Here is a 20,683-nt window from a genome sequence, read left to right on the forward strand (position 1 = left end):
TTACTAGACCCCGACCCGCGTCGTTCCGCCCGTCGCGCTTACCAGCGCTTGCCTTCGGGCGTATCGAGCAGCGGACGCAATTTGGCAGCGATTGCTTCGCGCGCGCGGAAGATCCGCGATCGGACCGTCCCAATCGGACAGCCCATCATTTCCGCGATCTCTTCGTAGCTCAGGCCCTCGATCTCGCGCAGCGTGATTGCCTGGCGCAGTTCTTCGGGCAGCAGAGCCATTGCAGCGTTGACCGTCTCGGCAATCTGCTTGCTCATCAACATCGACTCAGGCGTGTTGATATCCCTTAGTTGGTCTGCGTCGGAGAAAGTTTCCGCTTCCTCCGCATCGGCCTCGGTCGAGGTCGGCGCCCGGCGGCCTTGCGTCGCAAGGTAGTTCTTCGCCGTGTTGACGGCAATTCGGTACAACCACGTATAGAACGCCGATTCGCCGCGGAATTGCGGCAACGCACGATACGCCTTGATGAACGCGTCCTGAGCCACATCTTCGACCTCGGCGGGATCCCGCACGAGGCGCGAGATCAGCCGAATGATCTTGCGGTGGTATTTGGAGACCAGGAGTTCGAACGCCGCCTTGTCGCCCTTCTGTACGCGCTCGACCAGAGCCTGATCGATTTCTTTTTCACTCACCTGACAAATCCGTTAACTAGGGATGCAACGCGGAGCGTTATTGTAGCGTTCCGGCGCCGGGCGCTGGTTACGGCCGGTAACCGCGCCGCCGTCATGCCCGCCCCGCCGCCCCGGCCGTCCTCGCCAGCACCGACAGCGCGCTGAACGATGCGGCGTCGAGCGCGTCGGCCGGAATCAGCAGCGGCCGGGCCCGCCGGGCACCCTGCCCGACCGACAGCACCAGCAGCAGGCTGCTCCAGTGCGCGTGGCCCGTCACGCGGCCGCGGGCCAACAACTGCCCGGTGCGGCCAAACGCCGCAATCTCCCCGAAGGCATCGATCCGCAGCTCGGCCGGCAGCCGGCGGGCGCAGGCCCGCACCGCCCATACGGCCAGCAGGGCCGCCGTCGCGGCCGACACGCCCGCGCCGGCGGCAACGCCCGCGCGCGGCGCCCAGAACAGGTACGCCGACGCGGCAGCCGACGCGACGAATACGGCCAGCACGAGATACGACACGGCCGAGGCCCGCAACGCAAAGCGCTGCGGACGCCCGGCCGGAGCATCGAATGGACTCGTCAAGCGATTCGACGTCAGACGCGCTTGAACACCAGCGTGCCGTTGGTACCGCCGAAGCCGAAGTTGTTCTTCACGGCCACGTCGATCTTCATGTCACGCGCGGTGTTCGCGCAGTAATCGAGATCGCACTCGGGGTCCTGGTTGAAAATGTTGATGGTCGGCGGCGACACGTTGTTGTGCAGCGCCAGCACCGTGAACACCGATTCGAGGCCGCCCGCGCCACCCAGCAGGTGGCCCGTCATCGACTTCGTCGAGTTGACCACCATCTTGTACGCGTGCTCGCCGAAGGCCGCCTTCACCGCGTCGGACTCGTTCTTGTCGCCCAGCGGCGTCGACGTGCCATGCGCGTTCAGGTACTGGACCTCGTCCGGGTTCATGCCGGCGTCGCGCAGCGCCGCGACCATGCAGCGGCGCGGGCCGTCCATGTTCGGCGCGGTCATGTGGTACGCGTCGCCCGTCATGCCGAAGCCCGCGACTTCCGCGTAGATCTTCGCGCCGCGCGCCTTCGCCGCCTCGTACTCTTCGAGCACCATCACGCCCGAGCCCTCGCCCAGCACGAAGCCGTCGCGGTCCTTGTCCCACGGACGCGACGCGGTAGCCGGATCGTCGTTGCGGGTCGACAGCGCGCGCGCTGCCGCGAAACCGCCGATGCCGAGCGGCGACACCGTCGATTCGGCGCCGCCCGCGACCATCACGTCGGCGTCGCCGGCCTGGATCAGGCGCGCGGCGAGGCCGATGCTGTGCAGGCCGGTCGTGCAGGCCGTCACGGCCGCGAGGTTCGGGCCCTTCAGGCCGAACATGATGCTCAGGTGACCGGAGATCATGTTGATGATCGAACCCGGCACGAAGAACGGCGAAATGCGGCGCGCGCCGCGATCGACGTAGGTCTGGTGCGTGTCTTCGATCATCGGCAGGCCGCCGATGCCGGAACCGACCAGCACACCGATGCGTTCCGCATTGGCTTCGGTCACTTCCAGCCCGCTGTCGCGGATGGCCTGGACGCCGGCGGCGATGCCGTAATGGATGAACGTATCCATGTTCCGGGCTTCCTTCGCCGGGATGTATTCCTCGGCGCTGAAACCCTTCACTTCGCCCGCGAAATGGCACGCGAGGTTCGACGCATCGAACTTCGTGACGGTGGCGATACCGGACTTGCCGGCGACGAGATTGGCCCAGCCGTCGGCAACATTATTGCCAACAGGCGAAATCAGCCCCAGGCCTGTAACGACAACACGACGGCGGCTCACGGTAACCTCTTTTCCATTATTGGATGACAAAAACAAAAGCCACAGTGGCCACAGGAATCAGCCCTGCGAGCCCTGTGGCTGTTAGTCCGTCCGGCGCGAAGCCGGCAGGATGGCGCGTCAATCGCGAAGATCGCGGCGACGTGGCGGACAAGCGCGAAAGGCGCTTACGCCTTGACGTTTGCGCGAGCGTAGTCGATCGCTTGCTGAACGGTCGTGATCTTCTCTGCTTCTTCGTCCGGGATTTCCATGCCGAACTCGTCTTCGAGCGCCATCACCAGTTCGACCGTGTCGAGCGAGTCGGCGCCCAGGTCGTTCACGAACGAAGCTTCGTTCTTGATCTCGGCTTCGGCGACGCCCAGTTGTTCAGCGACGATCTTCTTGACACGTTGTTCGATGTTGTCCATTACCCCTCCGAGGGAAAGTTCAGATTTACAAGTGCGCGCATTTTATCAGGTTTGCTGACGCCAAAACGCGCGTTGGCTTGATGGTCGATCAAGCGCCGATCCGCCTGAAAAACGGGATACGGCGCGGATGGTAAACGAAAACCGTTACGACATGTACATGCCGCCGTTCACGTGCAGCGTCGTGCCGGTGATGTAACCGGCCTGCGGCGATGCGAGAAACGCGACGGCATGGGCGATGTCCTCCGGGCTGCCGAGGCGGCCGAGCGGAATCTGGGTCTTGAGCGCGGCCTGCTGTTCTTCCGGCAGCGTCTTCGTCATGTCGGTGTCGATGAAGCCCGGCGCCACGCAGTTCACGGTGATGCCGCGGCTGCCGATTTCGCGCGCGAGGGCGCGCGTCATGCCCGCGACGCCGGCCTTCGCGGCCGCATAGTTGACCTGACCCGGATTGCCGGCCGAGCCGACCACCGACGTGATGTTGATGATACGACCGCCGCGCGCCTTCATCATCGGGCGCAGCACCGCACGCGACAGACGGAACACCGACTTCAGGTTGGTGTCGATCACCGCATCCCAGTCCTCGTCCTTCATCCGCATCGCGAGCTGGTCCTGCGTGATGCCCGCGTTGTTGACGAGCACGTTCAGTGCACCGAATTCCTTCACGGTCGCGTCGATCAGCGCTTCGGCAGCCGCCGCGTCGTTGACGTTCAGCACCGCGCCGCGGCCCGCGACACCTGCTTCCGCGAACGCCGCGGTGATCGCGGCGGCGCCCGATTCGCTCGTCGCCGTGCCGATCACCGTCGCGCCCAGACGCGCGAGTTCGAGCGCGATCGAACGGCCGATGCCACGCGACGCGCCGGTCACGATCGCAACCTGTTTATCGAGAGTCTTGTCCATGGATCGAATATCCGTTGCTTGGGAAAAGGCGCCGCGTCAGGCGGTCACCAGCTTGAGCGCTTCGTCGAGCGAAGCCGGATCGAACACCGATGCCCCCGTCAGATTGCCGTCGATGCGCCTCGTCAGGCCGGCGAGCACCTTGCCCGGACCGCATTCGATCACGTGCGTGATGCCCGTGCCCGCGATGTGCCGCACGCACTCGACCCAGCGCACCGGGCCTGCGGCCTGGCGCACCAGCGCATCCTTGATCGCAGCCGGATCGCTCGTCACCGCGACGTCGATGTTGTTGACGACTGGAATCTGCGGCGCCTTCACGTCGACGTTCGCGAGATAGTCGCGCAACTGATCCGACGCCGGCTTGAGCAGCGACGAATGGAACGGCGCCGACACCGGCAGCGGCAGCGCGCGCTTCGCGCCCTTCGCTTTCGCGATTTCGCATGCCTTTTCGACCGCAGCCTTGCTGCCTGCGATCACGACCTGCGCGGGCGCATTGAAGTTCACCGCTTCGACGACGCCCGCTTCCGCGGCTTCGGCGCATACCGCACGCACCGCGTCGTCGTCGAGGCCCAGGATCGCGGCCATGCCGCCCTGGCCGACCGGCACGGCCGTCTGCATCGCCTGCGCGCGAAAGCGTACGAGCGGCACCGCGTCCTTGAACGCGATCGCGCCGGCCGCGACGAGCGCCGTGTATTCACCGAGGCTGTGGCCAGCAACGATCGACGGCGCCGGGCCCCCTGCCTGCTGCCACGCGCGGTAGCACGCGTACGCTGCGGTCAGCATCACGGGCTGCGTGTTGGTGGTCAGGTTCAGCTCTTCGGCCGGACCTTCGGCGATCAGCTTGCCGAGATCCTGATCGAGCGCGTCGGACGCTTCCTGGAGCGTCTCGCGCACGACGGCCAGATCGGCGAATGCGTTGAGCATGCCGATCGCCTGCGAGCCCTGCCCCGGAAAAACGAATGCGAATTTCATATCGTCCCCAATTGAATCGATTCGAACGGCGCGCGCGAGCGGCGCACCGGTTTGAGATCCGCGCGCGGCTTGTCGCGCGCCGCGGATCAGAAGCGGAAGACCGACGCGCCCCAGGTGAAGCCGCCGCCGACGCCTTCGATCAGCACGTGCTGACCGCGCTGGATGCGGCCGTCGCGCACCGCGACGTCGAGCGCCAGCGGGATCGACGCGGCCGACGTGTTGCCGTGCTGGTCGACCGTCACGACCATGCGCTCCTGCGGCAGGCCGAGCTTGCGGCAGGTGCTGGTCATGATGCGGATGTTGGCCTGGTGCGGAATCAGCCAGTCGATTTGCTCGGGCGCGAGATTCGCCTTCGCGAGCGCTTCGATCGCGACTTTTTCGAGCACGTTGACCGCGAGCTTGAACACGGCCTGGCCGTCCATGTGCAGGAACGCGCTGCCGTCGATCACGCCGCGATTGACGTTGCCCGGCGTGCACAGGATGTTCGAGTAGCTGCCGTCCGCGTGCAGCGCGCTGCCGAGCACGCCCGGCTCTTCCGATGCGGACAGGATCACAGCGCCCGCGCCGTCGCCGAACAGCACGCAGGTCGTGCGGTCCTTGAAGTCGAGAATGCGCGAGAACGTCTCCGCGCCGACCACGAGCGCCGTACGGTGCTGGCCGCTGCGGATGAAGCTGTCGGCCGTCGCCATCGCGTATGCGAAGCCCGAACACACGGCCTGCACGTCGAATGCCGCGCCGCCGTTCTTGATGCCGAGCTTGTTCTGCAGCAGGCACGCGGTGCTCGGGAACACGAAATCGGGGGTCGAAGTCGCGACGATGATCAGGTCGATCGACTGCGGATCGACACCGGCCGCTTCGATCGCACGACGCGATGCCTCGAGCGCGAGATCGCTCGTCGTGACGTCGGGTGCGGCGAAATGGCGCGCATGGATGCCCGTACGCGCCACGATCCATTCATCGCTCGTCTCGATGCCTTCCTTCGCAAGACGATCGGTCAACTGCTGGTTCGTGACGCGGTCGGGCGGCAGGTAGCTGCCCGTGCCGAGCACGCGGGAATAGAGAGTCGATTGGGCCATTTATGCTTTAGAGGATTGCGCAGCGGAAGGTTCGGCGTGATGGCCTGCGGCAGGGCTTGCATGGCCCGCGCCGCCCGCGTCGTGCTCGCCGTCGCCGAGCGACGCCGAATTATCCGCCATCGCGCGCGCGAGGCGCTCCAGCACCCCGTTTTTGACGGCATCATACCCGCGTTTGATCGCCCACTCAAACGCGTAGGCGTCGGCCGAGCCGTGGCTCTTGATCACGAGGCTCTTCAGCCCCAGCAGCGCCGCGCCGTTGTACTGGCGGTGGTCGACGCGCTTCTTGAAACGCATCAGCACGGGCAGCGCGAGCAGCGCCATCAGCTTCGACATCAGCGAACGGCCGAACTCCTCGCGGATGATGTCCGACAGCATCTGCGCGAGCCCTTCCGACGTCTTCAGCGCGACGTTGCCGACGAAGCCGTCGCAGACGATCACGTCGACGGTGCCCTTGTAGATGTCGTTGCCTTCCACGTTGCCGCGGAAATTGAGCGTGCTGGCCCGCAGCAGCTCGCCTGCGCGCTTGATCGTCTCGTTGCCCTTGATGACCTCTTCGCCGATGTTCAGCAGGCCGATCGTCGGGCGCTCCTTGCCTTCGAGCGCGGCCACCAGCGCGTGCCCCATCTCCGCGAACTGCAGCAGATGCTGCGGTTCGCAGTCGACGTTCGCGCCGAGGTCCAGCATCATCGTGTAGCCGGTCGGGTTCGGCAGCGCGAACGCGATCGCGGGCCGCTCGATGCCGGGCAGCGTCTTGAGTACGTAACGGGAAACGGCCATCAACGCGCCGGTATTGCCGGCGGAAATGCAGGCCTGCGCCGCGCCTTCCTTGACGTGGTTGAGCGCGACGCGCATCGAAGAATCCTTCTTCTTGCGCAGCGCCACTTCGACAGGGTCGTCCATCGCCACGACTTCGGTGGCGGGCACGATGGTCAACGCGGGATCGTCGAGGGCTTTCAGCTTCTTCAACTGAGCGCGAATCGCGCTTTCGATGCCGACGAGCATCAGGTGCGCATCGGGATGCGCGCGGACGAACTTGACTGCCGCGGGAACGGTCACGGACGGGCCGTGGTCGCCTCCCATGCAATCGATTGTGAGCTTTACGGTCATGGAATGCGACGAATTTCAGGCACAAAAAAGCGGCAGTTGAATGCCGCCTTTTTGTTGAGCCAGGAAAGTGTCAAGCGAACCAGTTGTCACGCGAACGGCGAGCGTAGCGCGCAACGCGTGACTTGACGCTTAGTCGTTCTTCGTCTTGACGACTTTCTTGCCGCGATAGTAGCCGTTCGGGCTGACGTGGTGACGCAGGTGCACTTCACCCGTGCTCGGCTCGACTGCCAGCGGCGCTGCCGTCAGGAAATCGTGCGAACGATGCATGCCGCGCTTCGACGGCGACTTCTTGTTTTGCTGGACTGCCATGACTAACTCCTAAATAATTTTCCGGATTCTAACACAGCCCGATCCGGCGCTTAACTACCCTGGCCCAAAGCCCTACGCCTTCCCGCGCCACAACTGCTCAGTGTTTCTTGGTGCCGTCACCGTCCTTCTTCAACGCTTGCAGCGCTGCGAACGGATTCGGCCGTTTGCCTTCGTCCCCGGCTTCGTCGGACTCCTCGTCCGACTCTTCCGCGGGACCGCTCGCGCCCGACACGAGGCTTTCGTGAACTGCCGGGCAAACCTCGTGCTTGGGCACGAGCGGCAACGAAAGCAGCAATTCCTCTTCGATCAAGTCGACGAGATCGAACTGGCGTGAGCCCACGATCACATCGGCTTCATCGTCGTCGAGCGGAAATTCCTCGGCTTCTTCTTCGGTCGCGACGATCCGGTACGTCATGTCGACGTCGAACGCCTGATCGTACGGCGTCATGCAGCGCTGGCACGTGAGCCATGCATGGCCGTGCACCGCGAGGCGCAGATACGGCTGCTGCCCGTCGGCGCCGTCGTCCTGCAACTCTTTCTGCGTGAACCCTTCCGCCTGCCACGTGAAGACCGTGTCGCGATCCGGCGCGTCCGTCGGCACTTCGTTTAACATGCGCGGCAGTTGCGAGAGGCGCACTGCCCCGGCCGCCTGCCGCCCGCTGCGGGCGAACTCGAACAGGTCGACCGCATGCGGATCGAGGGCCGCTGCAGGTTTGCCAGAAGAAGTGTTCATGTGCGCTCCTGCCTACAGGCTGACTTGCGGGATCCGGCTTGGCACCGCTCGCGTACGGCTCATCGAGGGATGCCGTACTTTACTTCCGAAGACCCGGCAGGCGCCCCCACAGCGAAAGCCTGCCGACGAAAAGCGGGAAAGCATACCTGTTTTACCTTTTGCGGTCAATCACTTAAGCTTGCGTCCGCGCAACGCCGCGCCACACCTGACGACTCACCGATCCAACCGACCATGCCGGATACCGTTTGCCGCCCGCCGCGGCTGATTCTTGCCTCCAGTTCCCGCTACCGCCGCGCGCTCCTCGAGCGCCTCGGCGTACCGTTCGACGTCGTGTCGCCCGACCTCGACGAAACCCCGCTCGCCGGCGAAACGCCGGCCGCGACCGCGCTGCGTCTCGCCGGCGCGAAGGCGCGCGCCGTGGCCGCGACGATCGACGCGCCGGACGGCGTGCTCGTGATCGGGTCGGACCAGGTCGCGACCTTCGACGGGCTCCAGATCGGCAAGCCCGGCACGCATGAGCGCGCGCTCGCGCAACTCGTGTCGATGCAGGGCCGCGAAGTCGAATTCCACAGCGCGCTCTGCCTGTACGACAGCCGTACGGACGACGCGCAGATCGAGGACATCGTCACGCACGTGCGCTTCCGTTCGCTGCCCGAAGCCGAACTCGACGCCTACCTGCGCGCGGAAACGCCGTACGACGTGGCCGGCAGCGCGAAATCCGAAGGGCTTGGCATCGCACTGCTCGACGCGATCGACTCGGACGACCCGACCGCGCTCGTCGGCCTGCCGCTGATCGCCCTCACGCGGATGCTGCGCGCCGCCGACTACCCGCTGTTTGCCATCACCCGAGGAGACCGCGCATGACCGCCGGCACGCTTTATCTTGTCCCCAACACGCTCGGCGAAGGCGACGAATCGATGCTCGCCGCCGTGCTGCCCGCGGCCGTGCAGGCGCGCGCCGGCACGCTCGGCTATTACATCGGCGAAAACGCGAAAACGACCCGCGCGTTCCTGAAGAAGATCGGCACGACGCGCCCGATCCAGGAAATCGAGATCAGCGAGCTGAACGTGAATACGCCGGCAGGCGCCGTCGACCGGCTGCTCGCGCCCGTGCTGGCCGGCGCGGACGCCGGCCTCGTGTCGGAGGCCGGCTGCCCGGCAGTCGCCGACCCCGGCGCGCTGCTGGTGCGCCGCGCGCACGAGCGCGGCGTGAAGGTCGTGCCGCTCGTCGGGCCGAGTTCGATCCTGCTCGCACTGATGGCGTCGGGCCTGAACGGCCAGAGTTTCGCGTTCAACGGCTACCTGCCGGTCGATGCGGCCGCGCGCGCGAAGCGCCTGCGCGAACTCGAGCAACTGTCGCGCAAGGCGCGCCAGACGCAGATCTTCATCGAAACGCCGTACCGCAATCACGCGATGCTCGACACGCTGGTCGCGACCTGCGCGCCGTCGACGCAGATTTGCGTGGCGGCCGATCTGACCCTTGCGACCGAGACGATCGCGAGCCGCACGGTGGCGGACTGGAAAAAGGCGCCCGCGCCGAATCTGCACAAGCGCCCCGCGATCTTCCTGCTGCTCGCGAACTGATGCCGCGACCGATGAAAATGAAAGGCGGGCCATCGCGGCCCGCCGATTGCTGCCGTCGGCCGGCGGCCGTCAGCGCAGGTTGACCGACGCGCCGCCGGCCGTCAGCGCCTTCATCGCGGCGCCCCCGACGGCCGCGCCGAACTTGCGCGCGACACGATTCGTCAGGCTTTCCTTCACCGTATAGTCGACCAGATCCGGCGCCTTCAGCACGTCGCGCGCGACCGTGTCGGTCGTGCCGTAGCCGTCGGCGAGCCCGAGCTCGACGCTCTTCTCGCCGGTCCAGAACAGGCCCGAGAACATGTCGGGCGTCTCGTGCAGCCGCTTGCCGCGGCCATCCTTCACGGCCTTGATGAACTGCGCATGCACCTGATCGAGCAGCGCCTGCGCGTGCGCATCCATCTTCGGCGTTTCCGGCGAGAACGGATCGTAGAAGCCCTTGTTTTCTCCCGACGTATGCAGGCGCCGTTCGACCCCGAGCTTGCCCATCAGCCCGGTGAAGCCGAACCCGTCCATCAGCACGCCGATCGACCCGACGATGCTCGCCTTGTCGACGAAGATCTTGTCAGCCGCGGACGCGATGTAATAGCCGCCCGATGCGCACATGTCGGTCACGACGACGTACAGCGGCTTGCTCGGATACTTGCCGCGCAACCGCCGGATCTCGTCGTAGACCATGCCGGCCTGCACCGGGCTGCCGCCCGGGCTGTTGATCCGCAGCACGACGCCGACCGTGCCGTCGTCGTCGAACGCGGCGTCGAGCGCCGTGTTGATGTCGTCGGCGTTCGCGTTGACGCCGGCCGCGATTTCGCCGTCGATCGTCACGAGCGCCGTATGCCGCCCGCTCGACGAAAACTTCGAATCGCTCGAGAAATCGATCAGCGCGAACGCGAGCAGCACGAACACGCCGAGAAACGCGAAGCGGAAGAAGATCTTCCAGCGCCGTGCCGCGCGCTGCTCCTTGACGGCCGCGAGCGCGATCCGCTCGAGCGCCGCGCGCTCCCAGCCTGGTTCACGGTCGTCGGGACGGGAGGAAGAATCCGGGGAATTTGGTTGGTCGGCCATGCAATGGTGTCGTCAGTCGGTCGTGGCGGGAGTGGCAGGATGCAGATCGGCATCGGGCACCCAGAATACCGCACGCCCGTCGGGCGTGTCGCGCTCGTCGACCTCGACCGGCCGCAGGCGGCCGCCGCGGCACGGGCCGCCGACGCACTTGCCGGTATCCGGCGCATAGATCGCGCCGTGCGTCGCGCACATCAGATAGAGGCCCGACGACTCGAAGAACTGCCCTTCGGCCCAGTCGAGCTCCATCGGCACATGCGCGCAGCGGTTCAGGTAGCCGTAGGCGCGGCCGTCGTAGCGCACGAAGAACACGACGGCCGGCTCGCCGCGCAGCGTCGCGTCGACGCGCACGCCGGCGCCGCCGTCGATCAGCGCGTCCGATGCGCACACGCGCACGGCGTCCGGCGCCGCGCTCATGCGTGCTCCCGCAGCCATGCGGCCAGCGCGCCGACGTCCGGCGCGACGAAGCGCGGCGCGAGCGCCGCCAGCGCGTCGGCCGTGTGCGCGCCGTACGACACCCCGACGCCTGCCGCGCCGGCGCTGGCGGCCATTTGCAGGTCGTGCGTGGTGTCGCCGATCATCACGGTGCGCGACAGGTCCTGCCCCAATTCCCGCGACAACTCGTGCAGCATCGCCGGATGCGGTTTCGAGAACGTCTCGTCCGCGCAGCGCGTCGCGTCGAACCAGCTCGTCAGCTTCGACTGGTCGAGCACGCGGTTCAGCCCTACCCGCCCCTTGCCGGTCGCGACGGCGAGCAGATAGCCCATGTCGCGCAGTTCGGCGAGCAGCTCGCGCACGCCGGCGAACAGTTCGATGCGCTGGTCGTCGAGCAGATAGTGGTAGCGGTAGCGCTCGGCCAGCCGCGCGTAGTCGGACGGATCGAGGGTCGGAGCCGCGATCCGCAGCGCATCGCGCAGGCCAAGGCCGATCACGTAGCGGGAAGCCTCGTCGGACGGCGTGGGCAGGCCGAGATCGCGGCACGCGGCCTGGATGCTGTGCGCGATGTGCGCAGTCGAATCCATCAGCGTACCGTCCCAGTCGAAGACGATCAGGTCAAATTGCTGTCGGGCCATGCGGTTCAGGCGGTATCGCGCAATGCGCTGAGTTGGTCGAGAAAGCGCCGGCATTCGGCCGGCAGCGGCGCGTCGAACTGCAGCGCCTCGCCGGTCAGCGGATGAGCAAGCCGCAGCCGGTGCGCATGCAGGAACATCCGTTTCAACGACGGCTGCGCATTCGCGCGCGCCAGCGCCTTGTTCAGTGCGAAATCGCCATACTTGGCGTCGCCGGCGATCGGCAGGCCGAGATGCGCGAGGTGCACCCGGATCTGATGGGTCCGACCCGTTTTGAGTTCCGCTTCGACGAGCACATAGTCGGACCAGCGGTCGACGAGGTTGAACACCGTATGCGACGGCAGCCCGTCGTCCTGCACGCGCACGCGGCGCTCCCCTTCCGGGGTCGAATACTTGAACAGCGGCGCCTTCACTGCGCGGCGCCGGCCCCAGTCGGGCTGCCATTCGCCGTGCGCGCACGCGAAGTAGCGCTTGTCCATCCGGTTCTCGCGGATCTGCTCGTGCAGGCCCACGAGCGCCGTGCGCTTCTTCGCGAGCATCAGGATCCCGGACGTCTCGCGGTCGAGCCGGTGCACCAGTTCGAGGAATTTCGCACGCGGGCGCGCCTGACGCATCTGCTCGATCACGCCGAACGCGACGCCGCTGCCGCCGTGGACCGCGACGCCGGCCGGTTTGTCGATGACGAGCATCGCGTCGTCCTCGTACAGCACGTCGAAATTCGCGGGCGGCACGACGGGCGTGTCGGCGCGCGCGAGGTCGGCCGCGGCCACGCGCACCGGCGGCACGCGGACGAGGTCGCCGAGCGCCAGGCGGTACTGGGCGTCGATCCGGCCCTTGTTGACGCGCACTTCGCCGCTGCGCAGGATCCGGTAAATATGGCTTTTCGGCACGCCTTTACAGACGCGCAACAGGAAATTGTCGATCCGCTGACCGGCCGAGTTTTCGTCGATCTCGATCGTCGATACCTGGCCGCTTGCGACCGAATTCTGGGATATTTTGCCTAACTCATTCATACTGAATATAATTTTGCCCAGCCTGACGTTGTGGGTGGCCTGATCGGCCGGCCCCGGCTGAATTGGGCAAGGCGCAAGCGCAAACTGCTATTTTACTTGCGCCGGGGGTCCGCTGCTCGCCCCCAATCAAAGAGAAGCAGCAAGTTGCACGCACGGCGCCGCCCGTCGGCAAGGATCGCGCCCACAGGCGGATTCGGTCGGCAAGGCGCCGCGGTAACGGAAAGTTGGTTGAAAAGAATTTGATCGGCAGCCCGGCGGCGCGAAGTACGTCCGCAGGCTGCCGGTTGCGAAAATTACGGCGTTGCGCCCGATTTGGCCCCGCGAAGCGTGCGGGGCTTGGCGACGTCAAACCAGGGAAGTACACCCAAGCGGGAAAGTCGGGCTGGATTCGATACTCCCCGCTGCGGCCAAAGCCGCAGCATCTGCCGCCCGTCGGCGCGCGCGACGCATTGTGCGCGCCCGTGGCAATGCCCGGACAGGCTTAGCGCGCTTTTGCAGCGTGCGGTGTGTGAACGCCGTGCTTTGAAGCCGTATTCGCAGGTGCCCTATGGCCGCCGGCCCCGTCTTTCGGGCCCAAGCGCCTCTTCAGGCAATTCTCCCCGCCAGCGTTCCCGCTCCAGCGTGCTCGTGACAACACAACAAGGTGCGGCCTGCCGTCGTTCCCGCCCTCGCGCCTGACAACCGCGAGGCGCCGGCAGCGGAGCCGCCTGGAGCCGTTCATGAAACGCATGCTGTTCAATGCGACGCAGCAGGAGGAGCTGCGCGTCGCCATCGTCGATGGGCAAAAGCTCATCGACATCGACATCGAAACCGCCGGGCGCGAACAGCGCAAAGGCAATATCTACAAAGGTGTCATCACCCGTATCGAGCCGTCGCTCGAAGCGTGCTTCGTCAACTACGGCGAAGACCGCCACGGCTTCCTGCCGTTCAAGGAAGTCGCCCGCCAGTACTTCAAGGACGGCATCGACATGCGCTCCGCGCGCATTCAGGATGCCCTGCGCGAAGGCCAGGAACTGATCGTCCAGGTCGAGAAGGAAGAGCGTGGCAACAAGGGCGCCGCCCTCACCACCTTCATCTCGCTCGCCGGCCGTTACCTCGTGCTGATGCCGAACAACCCGCGCGGCGGTGGCGTGTCGCGCCGGATCGAAGGCGACGAGCGCCAGGAACTGCGCGAAACGATGGCGCAACTGCAGATTCCGGACGGCATGAGCATGATCGCCCGTACCGCGGGCATCGGCCGCAGCGCCGAGGAACTGCAGTGGGACCTGAACTACCTGCTGCAACTGTGGCGCGCGATCGAGGCTGCATCGCAAAGCGGCAACGCCGGCCAGCCGATGCTGATCTATCTGGAATCGAGCCTCGTGATCCGCGCGATCCGCGACTATTTCCAGCCGGATATCGGCGAAATCCTGATCGATACGAATGAAATCCACGATCAGGCCCGGGCATTCATGGACATCGTGATGCCGGACAACGTCGCGAAAGTGAAGCGCTACCACGACGACGTGCCGCTGTTCTCCCGCTTCCAGATCGAGCACCAGATCGAAACCGCGTACTCGCGCACGGTCCCGCTGCCGTCCGGCGGCGCGATCGTGATCGACCACACCGAAGCGCTCGTCGCGATCGACGTGAACTCGGCGCGCGCGACCAAGGGCGCGGACATCGAGGAAACGGCCACCCGCACGAACCTCGAAGCGGCCGACGAAGTCGCCCGCCAGCTGCGCCTGCGCGACCTCGGCGGCCTGATCGTGATCGATTTCATCGACATGGAATCGGCGAAGAGCCAGCGTGAAGTCGAGCAACGCCTGAAGGACGCGCTCAAGCACGACCGCGCGCGCGTCCAGATGGGCAAGATCTCCCGCTTCGGCCTGATGGAACTGTCGCGCCAGCGTCTGCGTCCGGCGCTGTCGGAAGGCAGTCACGTCACATGCCCGCGCTGCAACGGCACCGGCCACATCCGCGACACCGAATCGTCCGCGCTGCAGGTCCTGCGGATCATTCAGGAAGAAGCGATGAAGGAAAACACCGCGGCGATCCACTGCCAGGTGCCGGTCGAGGTAACCGCCTTCCTGCTGAACGAAAAGCGTCAGGAAATCAACAAGATCGAGTCGCGCTTCAAGGTCGGCATCGTGCTGATTCCGAACAAGCACCTCGATACGCCGCACTACAAGCTCGAGCGCCTGCGTCACGACGACGCGCGCCTCGACGATCCGCGCGCGTCCTGGAAGATGGCCGAGGAAGCGGCCCGCGAGCTCGAGTCGGAAACCGGCTACAGCAAGCGTGCGGCCGAAGTGAAGCCGAAGCAGGAAGCCGCGGTGAAGGGCATCACGCCCGAGCGTCCGGCGCCGAGCCCGGCCCCGCAGCGTCCGGTCGAGCCCGTTGCGGCCCCGGCGGCGCCCGTCGCCGCGGCAAGCGGTGGCTTCATCGGCTGGCTGAAAGGGCTGTTCGGCGTGTCGCCGGCACCGGCACCCGCACCGGTCGCGCCGGCACCGGCGAAGGAGCAGGCAGCCCGTCCGGCTCGCGAGCGCACCGAAAAGACCGAGCAGCGCGGCGGCGATCGCAATCGCAACCGTCGCGGCGGCGCCCAGCAGGCGCAGGGCGGCCGCGATCAGGCAGCGGCGGGCCGTGGCCAGCCGCAACGCCAGGAACGCGAAGGCAAGGAAGTGCGCGAACCGCGTGAAGGCCGTGAGCCGCGCGAGGGTCGTGAACTGCGCGAAGGCCGGGAAAACCGCGAGGGTCGCGAGGGCCGTGGCCCGCGCGAAGGTCGCGAGCCGCGCGAAGGCCGTGAACCGCGCGAACCGCGTGAAAACCGCGAACCGCGCGAGCGTGTCGAACAGCCGGAAGGCGTCGAAGCAGCCGGCCGTGGCGAGCGACAGGAACGCGGCGAGCGTCGCGAGCGCGGCGAACGCCGTAAGCCGACCCAGCATGCGGCCACGCTCGAAACCGTCACCCGCGGCGAAAACCACCCGGAACCGGAAACCGACAAGGCCGTCGCAGAAGCCCTGCCCGGCGCGGAACCGGCAGCCGATGCGGAAGCTGGCGCACGTGACGGCGAAGAACGCCGCCGTCGCCGTCGCGGCCGCCGCGGCGGTCGTCGCGAGCGCGAGGAAGATGGCGCAGTCGACCAGGCCGAGCAAGGCGCCGAAGGCGAAGTCGCAGCGCAAGCCGTGACGCCGAACGCACCGGTCGCAGCCGAGCCGGCCCACACGGCCGCACCGGCAGTCGCCGCGGCCGTTGCAAGTGCGGTCGCCGCGGAAGCCGTCGCCGAGCAGCATGCCGCTCCGGCCGCCGTCGAAGCGCAGCCGGCACCGGCAGCCGAAGCGGCACCGGCCGCGCCGGCCGAGCCTGTCGTCGCCGTCGAGGCAGCCGAACCGGCACCGGTCGCACCGGCGGTCCCGGAAGCCGGCCCGGCGCCGGTCGCGGTGTCGCCGACCGATGCGTTCGAAGTGCCGGCAGCCGCACCGGCCGCTGTCGAAGCGCCGCAAGCCGCGCCCATCGAGCCAGCCGCACCGGCCGTCGCGACCGAAGCCGCTCCGGTGGCGGTCGAGGCGCCGGTCGAGGCAGCACCGGCCGAGGCCGTCGCTGCACCGGCACCGGCTCCCGCCCCGACACCGGCTGCCGCTCCCGCGCAACCGGCAGCCGCGCCCGCTTCGGCGAGCCTGGATGCCGTGCTGGAGCAGGCCGGTCTCGTCTGGGTGAACACGGACGCCGACAAGTTCGCGGCCGCGCAGGAAGCCGCGTCGCGACTCCCGCGCCCGGCCCGCGTGCCGCGCGAGCGCAAGGCGCTGCCGCCGGTCGATACGGCCCCGATGCAGCAGGTCGAAACGACGCACCACTGAACGGCGCATCGCACGACCAGGAAAAGCCCGCCTCGGCGGGCTTTTTCATGTCCGCGCTGCGGGTTTCCGCCCACCGGACCCGCCGGCCGGTTGCGGCTAAAATAGCAGTCTGGTCTGCACTTCTTCCAACATGTCCCGACGCATCATTCCTCTCGCCAACGTCAGCGGGATGCCGGACGTCTCCGGCGTCGCGCATGCCCCCGACGGCACGGTGGCCGACACGTTCGCCAGGCCGCTGCGCGACCTGCGCATTTCGGTGACGGATCGCTGCAATTTCCGCTGCGTGTACTGCATGCCGCGCGCGGTCTTCGACAAGGACTACCCGTTCCTGCCGCACAGCGCGCTGCTCACGCACGAGGAAATCGAGCGCGTGGCGCGGCTCTTCGTCGCACACGGTGTCGAGAAGATCCGCATCACGGGCGGCGAGCCGCTGCTGCGCAAGAACCTCGAATTCCTGATCGAGCGGCTCGCGCGTCTGACGACGCACGCCGGCCGCCCGCTCGACCTGACGCTGACGACCAACGGCTCGCTGCTCGCCCGCAAGGCGCGCGCGCTGAAGGACGCGGGGCTCACACGCGTCACGGTCAGCCTCGATGCGCTCGACGATACGCTGTTCAAGCGCATGAACGATGCCGAGTTCGCGAGCGCCGACGTGCTCGACGGCATCTTCGCCGCGCAGGCCGCGGGCCTCGCGCCGGTCAAGGTCAACATGGTCGTGAAGCGCGGCACCAACGACGGCGAGATCCTGCCGATGGCCGAGCGGTTCCGCGGCACCGGCGTGATCCTGCGTTTCATCGAATACATGGACGTCGGCACGTCGAACGGCTGGAACATGACCGAAGTGCTGCCGTCGGCGGACGTCGTCGCGCGTATCGCCGAACACTTCCCGCTCGTGCCGCTCGAGCCGCACACGGCGGCCGAAACCGCGCAGCGCTGGGGCTATGCGGACGGCAGCGGCGAGATCGGCGTGATCTCGAGCGTCACGCAAGCCTTCTGCGGCGACTGCACGCGCGCGCGACTGTCGACCGAAGGCAAGTTGTACCTGTGCCTGTTCGCGTCGACCGGCCACGACCTGCGTGCGCTCGTGCGCGGCGGCGCAAGCGATGCCGAGATCGCGACCGCGATCGCCCGCATCTGGCAGGCGCGCACCGACCGCTATTCGCAGCTGCGCGGCAGCGCCTCGTCAGACGCCGCGCCCGAAGGCGCCGGCAAGCGCGTCGAAATGTCGTATATCGGCGGCTGACGCACGCCGCTCTTTCCGCCCGCGCCCGATGTCCGCTCCCGCGTCCGCCTCTCCGTCGATCGCCGGCCTGCTGCTCGCAGGCGGGCGCGCGACCCGCATGGACGGCGTCGACAAGGGCCTGCAACTGCTCGACGGTACGCCGCTCGCGCTGCACGTGCTGCGCCGGCTGTCGCCGCAGGTCGACGAGACGCTGATCAGCGCGAATCGCCATGCCGATCGCTATGCCGAACTCGGTGCGCCGTTCGACGCGCGCATCGTCGCCGACGAAACCTCCGACTTCCCCGGGCCGCTCGCGGGCCTGCTTGCCGGCATGCGCGCGGCGCGCGCGCCGCTGCTCGCGTGCTCGCCATGCGATACGCCCTATCTGCCCGCCGACCTCGTCGCGCGGCTGCATGCGGCACTCGACGCGCAGCAGGCCGACATCGCGATGGCGGTTACCGTCGACGCGCAGCAGATGCGCTCGCCGCAGCCGACGTTCGCACTGCTGCGCACGTCGCTGGCCGACGACCTGGCCGCCCGGCTCGCGGCCGGCGACCGCAAGGTGCGTGCGTGGTACGCACGCCACAAGACGGTCGAAGTCGAGTTTCGCGACGAGCGTGCGTTTTACAATGCCAACTCCTGGCAGGAACTCGCCGCGCTAGCCCGCCGCTGACGGCTCGCGCCGTTCCCGCCCGGCGCCCGCCGCACGCGAAACCCGCGCCCAGGCACCCTCCTCGCGCCACCGGCCACGAACCCGATACGCCTTGCGGCGCAGTCCGACTGATGATCACGCAATCCTCGCCCACTTCCCGAACCGCACCCGGCCCCGATGCCCCGCTGTCGCTCGCCGACGCACAGGCGCTCGCGTGCCGCTTCGCGGCGCCGGTCGACGCATACGACACGGTGACGCTGCGCGATGCGCTCGACCGCGTGCTCGCGGCCGACGTGAGCGCACCGTTCGACATTCCCGCGTACGACAACTCGGCAATGGACGGCTATGCGTTCGACGGCAGCAGCGCAGCATTCGCATCGGCGCAGGGCGAGGTCGCGATGACGGTCGCCGGCACCGCGTTCGCCGGCCATCCGTTCGACGGCGGCGTGGCGGCCCATGCCTGCGTGCGGATCATGACGGGCGCGCCGATGCCGGCCGGATGCGACACGGTGATTCCGCAGGAACGCGTACGCGTCGATGGCGACACGATTCGCTTCGCCGCGCGCGACGTCGCGCGCGGCGCGAACTGCCGCAAGGCCGGCGAGGATCTCGCACGCGGCGCCTGCGCGCTGGCCGCCGGCCGTATCCTGCGGCCATCGGATCTCGGCCTGCTCGCGTCGTTCGGCGTCACCGACGTCACGGTGCGCCGGCGTGTGCGCGTCGCCGTGTTCTCGACCGGCGACGAGCTGCGCGAGCCCGGCGAACCGCTCGGCCGCGGCGCGCTGTACGACAGCAATCGCGGGATGCTGATCGCGATGCTCGAACGGCTGCACGTGGATGCGATCGATCTCGGAATCGTCCGCGACGACCCGGCCGCGCTCGAGGCCGCATTGCGCGACGCCATCGCCGCGCAGGCCGATGCGGTCATCACGTCGGGCGGCGTGTCGGTCGGCGAAGCCGACTTCACGCGCGACGTGATGGCGCGGCTCGGCGACGTGACGTTCGCCAGTCTCGCGCTGCGGCCCGGCCGGCCGCTCGCGTGCGGCACGCTCGCACGCGAGGGCGACAGCGCCGGCCACGCGCTGTTCTTCGGGCTGCCCGGCAATCCGGTCGCATCCGCCGTGACGTTTTACGCGATCGTGCGCCCCGCACTGCTGACGCTGGCCGGCGCACAGACGCCGCCGCCGGCCATGTACACGGCGCTCAGTACGCAGCCGTTGAAGACGCGTCCCGGCCGCACCGAATACCTGCGCGGCATCGCGACGCGCGCCGCCGACGGCCAATGGCACGTCGCACCGGCCGGATCGCAAAGCTCCGCGTCGCTGAGCGGTCTCGCGGCCGCCAACTGTTTCATCGTCCTGGGCCACGATACCGCGGCAGTCGACGCGGGCGCCCCGGTCGACATCCTGCCGCTCGACGGCCTGGTCTGAATTCCAATCGGTATATCACTACGGGGGCAATCCGCACATGAAGAAACAAATCTCGTCGATCGCCGCGGGGCAGACCGCAAAGGCGCTGATCCTCGTCTACCTGACGTTCAGCGTGCCGATCGTGCTGCTCGGCATTCTCGTCGCGTATATCCGTTACGGGATGGTCGAGTTGAGCACGATCCTGAGCGCACTGCTGCTGAACGCGATCCTCGGTTTCGTGCTGCTGTGGATCGCGTGCCATGCGTACAACTGGGTCGCGTCGCGCTTCGGCGGCATCGAGATCGTGCTGTCCGATCCGCCGGAGGAAGCGTGAGCGGCACGCCGCTGATCCGCGCGGCCGACCCGCGCGACATCGGCGCGATCCTCGCGCTGATGCGCGAGCTGGCCGAGTTCGAGAAGCTCTCGCATCTGTTCGTCGCGGCCGAAGCCGATCTCGCCGACGCGCTGTTCGGCGAGCGCCCCGCTGCCGAAGCGCTGGTGGCCGAGCGCGACGGCGCGATCGTCGCGTATGCGCTGTTCTTCCATAACTATTCGACGTTCCTCGGCCGCCGCGGGCTCTATCTCGAGGATCTGTACGTGCAGCCGTCGCAGCGCGGCACGGGCCTCGGCACCGCGATGCTGCGTCATCTCGCGGCACTCGCCGTCGAGCGCCGTTGCGCGCGCTTCGAATGGTCGGTCCTCGACTGGAACCAGCCGGCGATCGATTTCTACGAAAAAATGGGGGCAACCGTGCTGCCGGAGTGGCGCATCGTGCGCGTGACGGGCGACGCGCTGGGCACCCTCGCCGCGCATTGAGCGCGAGCCGGCCGCGCCGGCGACCGCCGCCAACGAAAACGGGCGCCGCGTGAACTGAACCCCAGAAGTTGGACGGTTCAGGAATGCTAG

The 20,683-nt window shown here is 67.4% G+C and carries 22 protein-coding genes; 8 read left to right on the top strand and 14 right to left on the bottom strand.

The genetic code is table 11. The features are described 5' to 3' along the window. Positions 1-38: 38 nt before the first annotated feature. The 10 genes from rpoE to WS61_RS16655 form a co-directional block, all read right to left on the bottom strand. Positions 39-638, bottom strand: coding sequence for an RNA polymerase sigma factor RpoE (gene rpoE / locus WS61_RS16610; RefSeq protein ID WP_006490873.1), 600 nt, complete (start codon positions 636-638; stop codon positions 39-41). Positions 639-729: 91 nt separating this feature from the next. Continuing rightward, complete coding sequence (locus tag WS61_RS16615; RefSeq protein ID WP_059501591.1) at positions 730-1,194, bottom strand: protein YgfX; 465 nt, start codon at positions 1,192-1,194, stop codon at positions 730-732. An 11-nt stretch (positions 1,195-1,205) separates the two neighbouring features. Further along, positions 1,206-2,438, bottom strand: a complete 1,233-nt coding sequence (gene fabF / locus WS61_RS16620; RefSeq protein WP_059501592.1) for a beta-ketoacyl-ACP synthase II — start codon at positions 2,436-2,438, stop codon at positions 1,206-1,208. Positions 2,439-2,602: 164 nt separating this feature from the next. Beyond that, complete coding sequence (gene acpP, locus WS61_RS16625; protein WP_004197638.1) at positions 2,603-2,842, bottom strand: acyl carrier protein; 240 nt, start codon at positions 2,840-2,842, stop codon at positions 2,603-2,605. Positions 2,843-2,986: 144 nt separating this feature from the next. Continuing rightward, positions 2,987-3,736, bottom strand: a complete 750-nt coding sequence (gene fabG / locus WS61_RS16630; protein ID WP_034206773.1) for a 3-oxoacyl-ACP reductase FabG — start codon at positions 3,734-3,736, stop codon at positions 2,987-2,989. Between the two features lie 36 nt (positions 3,737-3,772). Continuing rightward, positions 3,773-4,705: an ACP S-malonyltransferase gene (fabD, locus tag WS61_RS16635; protein WP_059501593.1), complete on the bottom strand. Its 933-nt coding sequence runs from the start codon at positions 4,703-4,705 to the stop codon at positions 3,773-3,775. Positions 4,706-4,791: 86 nt separating this feature from the next. After that, the gene (locus WS61_RS16640; protein ID WP_059501594.1) at positions 4,792-5,781 is read right to left on the bottom strand and encodes a beta-ketoacyl-ACP synthase III; all 990 of its coding nucleotides are present in this window, start codon (positions 5,779-5,781) and stop codon (positions 4,792-4,794) included. Beyond that, complete coding sequence (plsX, locus tag WS61_RS16645; protein ID WP_034206770.1) at positions 5,782-6,888, bottom strand: phosphate acyltransferase PlsX; 1,107 nt, start codon at positions 6,886-6,888, stop codon at positions 5,782-5,784. A 129-nt stretch (positions 6,889-7,017) separates the two neighbouring features. Next, a complete protein-coding gene (gene rpmF / locus WS61_RS16650) occupies positions 7,018-7,197 on the bottom strand; it encodes a 50S ribosomal protein L32 (RefSeq protein WP_006051932.1) in 180 nt (59 codons plus the stop codon). Positions 7,198-7,294: 97 nt separating this feature from the next. After that, on the bottom strand, positions 7,295-7,930 hold the full coding sequence (locus tag WS61_RS16655; RefSeq protein WP_034206769.1) for a DUF177 domain-containing protein: 636 nt from the start codon (positions 7,928-7,930) through the stop codon (positions 7,295-7,297). 231 nt (positions 7,931-8,161) lie between these two features. Between WS61_RS16655 and WS61_RS16660 the strand changes: the two genes are divergently transcribed. Both WS61_RS16660 and WS61_RS16665 read left to right on the top strand, forming a co-directional pair. Beyond that, entirely contained in the window at positions 8,162-8,794 is a 633-nt protein-coding gene (locus WS61_RS16660; RefSeq protein ID WP_059501596.1) for a Maf-like protein, read from the top strand. Beyond that, entirely contained in the window at positions 8,791-9,513 is a 723-nt protein-coding gene (locus tag WS61_RS16665) for an SAM-dependent methyltransferase (RefSeq protein WP_059501598.1), read from the top strand. Before WS61_RS16660 ends, WS61_RS16665 begins: the two co-directional genes overlap by 4 nt. A 69-nt stretch (positions 9,514-9,582) precedes the next feature. Here the strand turns inward: WS61_RS16665 and WS61_RS16670 are convergent, their stop codons facing one another. Genes WS61_RS16670 through WS61_RS16685 form a run of 4 tightly spaced genes read right to left on the bottom strand, consistent with a single transcriptional unit; the run spans position 9,583 to position 12,655 of the window. Next, positions 9,583-10,575, bottom strand: coding sequence for a S49 family peptidase (locus tag WS61_RS16670; RefSeq protein ID WP_059501600.1), 993 nt, complete (start codon positions 10,573-10,575; stop codon positions 9,583-9,585). Positions 10,576-10,587: 12 nt separating this feature from the next. After that, complete coding sequence (locus WS61_RS16675; RefSeq protein WP_059501717.1) at positions 10,588-10,989, bottom strand: Rieske 2Fe-2S domain-containing protein; 402 nt, start codon at positions 10,987-10,989, stop codon at positions 10,588-10,590. Next, entirely contained in the window at positions 10,986-11,645 is a 660-nt protein-coding gene (locus WS61_RS16680) for an HAD-IA family hydrolase (RefSeq protein ID WP_059501602.1), read from the bottom strand. Before WS61_RS16680 ends, WS61_RS16675 begins: the two co-directional genes overlap by 4 nt. Before the next feature lie 5 nt (positions 11,646-11,650). Further along, entirely contained in the window at positions 11,651-12,655 is a 1,005-nt protein-coding gene (locus WS61_RS16685) for an RluA family pseudouridine synthase (RefSeq protein WP_034206763.1), read from the bottom strand. 719 nt (positions 12,656-13,374) lie between these two features. Between WS61_RS16685 and WS61_RS16690 the strand changes: the two genes are divergently transcribed. The 6 genes from WS61_RS16690 to WS61_RS16715 all read left to right on the top strand — a co-directional run bounded on the left by WS61_RS16690 (position 13,375) and on the right by WS61_RS16715 (position 20,593). After that, on the top strand, positions 13,375-16,494 hold the full coding sequence (locus WS61_RS16690) for an Rne/Rng family ribonuclease (RefSeq protein WP_059501604.1): 3,120 nt from the start codon (positions 13,375-13,377) through the stop codon (positions 16,492-16,494). Positions 16,495-16,624: 130 nt separating this feature from the next. Then, positions 16,625-17,737, top strand: coding sequence for a GTP 3',8-cyclase MoaA (moaA, locus tag WS61_RS16695; RefSeq protein WP_059501605.1), 1,113 nt, complete (start codon positions 16,625-16,627; stop codon positions 17,735-17,737). 28 nt (positions 17,738-17,765) lie between these two features. Further along, complete coding sequence (gene mobA, locus WS61_RS16700) at positions 17,766-18,389, top strand: molybdenum cofactor guanylyltransferase MobA (RefSeq protein WP_059501607.1); 624 nt, start codon at positions 17,766-17,768, stop codon at positions 18,387-18,389. A gap of 110 nt (positions 18,390-18,499) precedes the next feature. Then, positions 18,500-19,798: a gephyrin-like molybdotransferase Glp gene (glp, locus tag WS61_RS16705; RefSeq protein ID WP_059501609.1), complete on the top strand. Its 1,299-nt coding sequence runs from the start codon at positions 18,500-18,502 to the stop codon at positions 19,796-19,798. Between the two features lie 37 nt (positions 19,799-19,835). Then, on the top strand, positions 19,836-20,111 hold the full coding sequence (locus WS61_RS16710) for a hypothetical protein (RefSeq protein ID WP_006476519.1): 276 nt from the start codon (positions 19,836-19,838) through the stop codon (positions 20,109-20,111). Beyond that, positions 20,108-20,593 carry a GNAT family N-acetyltransferase gene (locus tag WS61_RS16715; protein WP_059501611.1) on the top strand — a complete coding sequence of 162 codons (486 nt, stop codon included), beginning with the start codon at positions 20,108-20,110 and terminating at the stop codon, positions 20,591-20,593. The genes WS61_RS16710 and WS61_RS16715 overlap by 4 nt, the downstream gene beginning before the upstream one ends. Positions 20,594-20,683: the final 90 nt, after the last annotated feature.

Origin of the sequence: Burkholderia sp. ABCPW 11, assembly GCF_001523445.1 — a bacterium.
Classification (GTDB): Bacteria; Pseudomonadota; Gammaproteobacteria; order Burkholderiales; family Burkholderiaceae; genus Burkholderia.

What these genes read in the sequence shown, in the direction of transcription:
- acpP (WP_004197638.1), bottom strand. Translation starts at nt 2,842, where the DNA reads ATGGACAACATCGAACAACGTGTCAAGAAGATCGTCGCTGAACAACTG.
- fabG (WP_034206773.1), bottom strand. Translation starts at nt 3,736, where the DNA reads ATGGACAAGACTCTCGATAAACAGGTTGCGATCGTGACCGGCGCGTCG.
- fabD (WP_059501593.1), bottom strand. Translation starts at nt 4,705, where the DNA reads ATGAAATTCGCATTCGTTTTTCCGGGGCAGGGCTCGCAGGCGATCGGC.
- WS61_RS16640 (WP_059501594.1), bottom strand. Translation starts at nt 5,781, where the DNA reads ATGGCCCAATCGACTCTCTATTCCCGCGTGCTCGGCACGGGCAGCTAC.
- plsX (WP_034206770.1), bottom strand. Translation starts at nt 6,888, where the DNA reads ATGACCGTAAAGCTCACAATCGATTGCATGGGAGGCGACCACGGCCCG.
- rpmF (WP_006051932.1), bottom strand. Translation starts at nt 7,197, where the DNA reads ATGGCAGTCCAGCAAAACAAGAAGTCGCCGTCGAAGCGCGGCATGCAT.
- WS61_RS16655 (WP_034206769.1), bottom strand. Translation starts at nt 7,930, where the DNA reads ATGAACACTTCTTCTGGCAAACCTGCAGCGGCCCTCGATCCGCATGCG.
- WS61_RS16660 (WP_059501596.1), top strand. Translation starts at nt 8,162, where the DNA reads ATGCCGGATACCGTTTGCCGCCCGCCGCGGCTGATTCTTGCCTCCAGT.
- WS61_RS16665 (WP_059501598.1), top strand. Translation starts at nt 8,791, where the DNA reads ATGACCGCCGGCACGCTTTATCTTGTCCCCAACACGCTCGGCGAAGGC.
- WS61_RS16670 (WP_059501600.1), bottom strand. Translation starts at nt 10,575, where the DNA reads ATGGCCGACCAACCAAATTCCCCGGATTCTTCCTCCCGTCCCGACGAC.
- WS61_RS16675 (WP_059501717.1), bottom strand. Translation starts at nt 10,989, where the DNA reads ATGAGCGCGGCGCCGGACGCCGTGCGCGTGTGCGCATCGGACGCGCTG.
- WS61_RS16680 (WP_059501602.1), bottom strand. Translation starts at nt 11,645, where the DNA reads ATGGCCCGACAGCAATTTGACCTGATCGTCTTCGACTGGGACGGTACG.
- WS61_RS16685 (WP_034206763.1), bottom strand. Translation starts at nt 12,655, where the DNA reads ATGAATGAGTTAGGCAAAATATCCCAGAATTCGGTCGCAAGCGGCCAG.
- WS61_RS16690 (WP_059501604.1), top strand. Translation starts at nt 13,375, where the DNA reads ATGAAACGCATGCTGTTCAATGCGACGCAGCAGGAGGAGCTGCGCGTC.
- moaA (WP_059501605.1), top strand. Translation starts at nt 16,625, where the DNA reads ATGTCCCGACGCATCATTCCTCTCGCCAACGTCAGCGGGATGCCGGAC.
- mobA (WP_059501607.1), top strand. Translation starts at nt 17,766, where the DNA reads ATGTCCGCTCCCGCGTCCGCCTCTCCGTCGATCGCCGGCCTGCTGCTC.
- glp (WP_059501609.1), top strand. Translation starts at nt 18,500, where the DNA reads ATGATCACGCAATCCTCGCCCACTTCCCGAACCGCACCCGGCCCCGAT.
- WS61_RS16710 (WP_006476519.1), top strand. Translation starts at nt 19,836, where the DNA reads ATGAAGAAACAAATCTCGTCGATCGCCGCGGGGCAGACCGCAAAGGCG.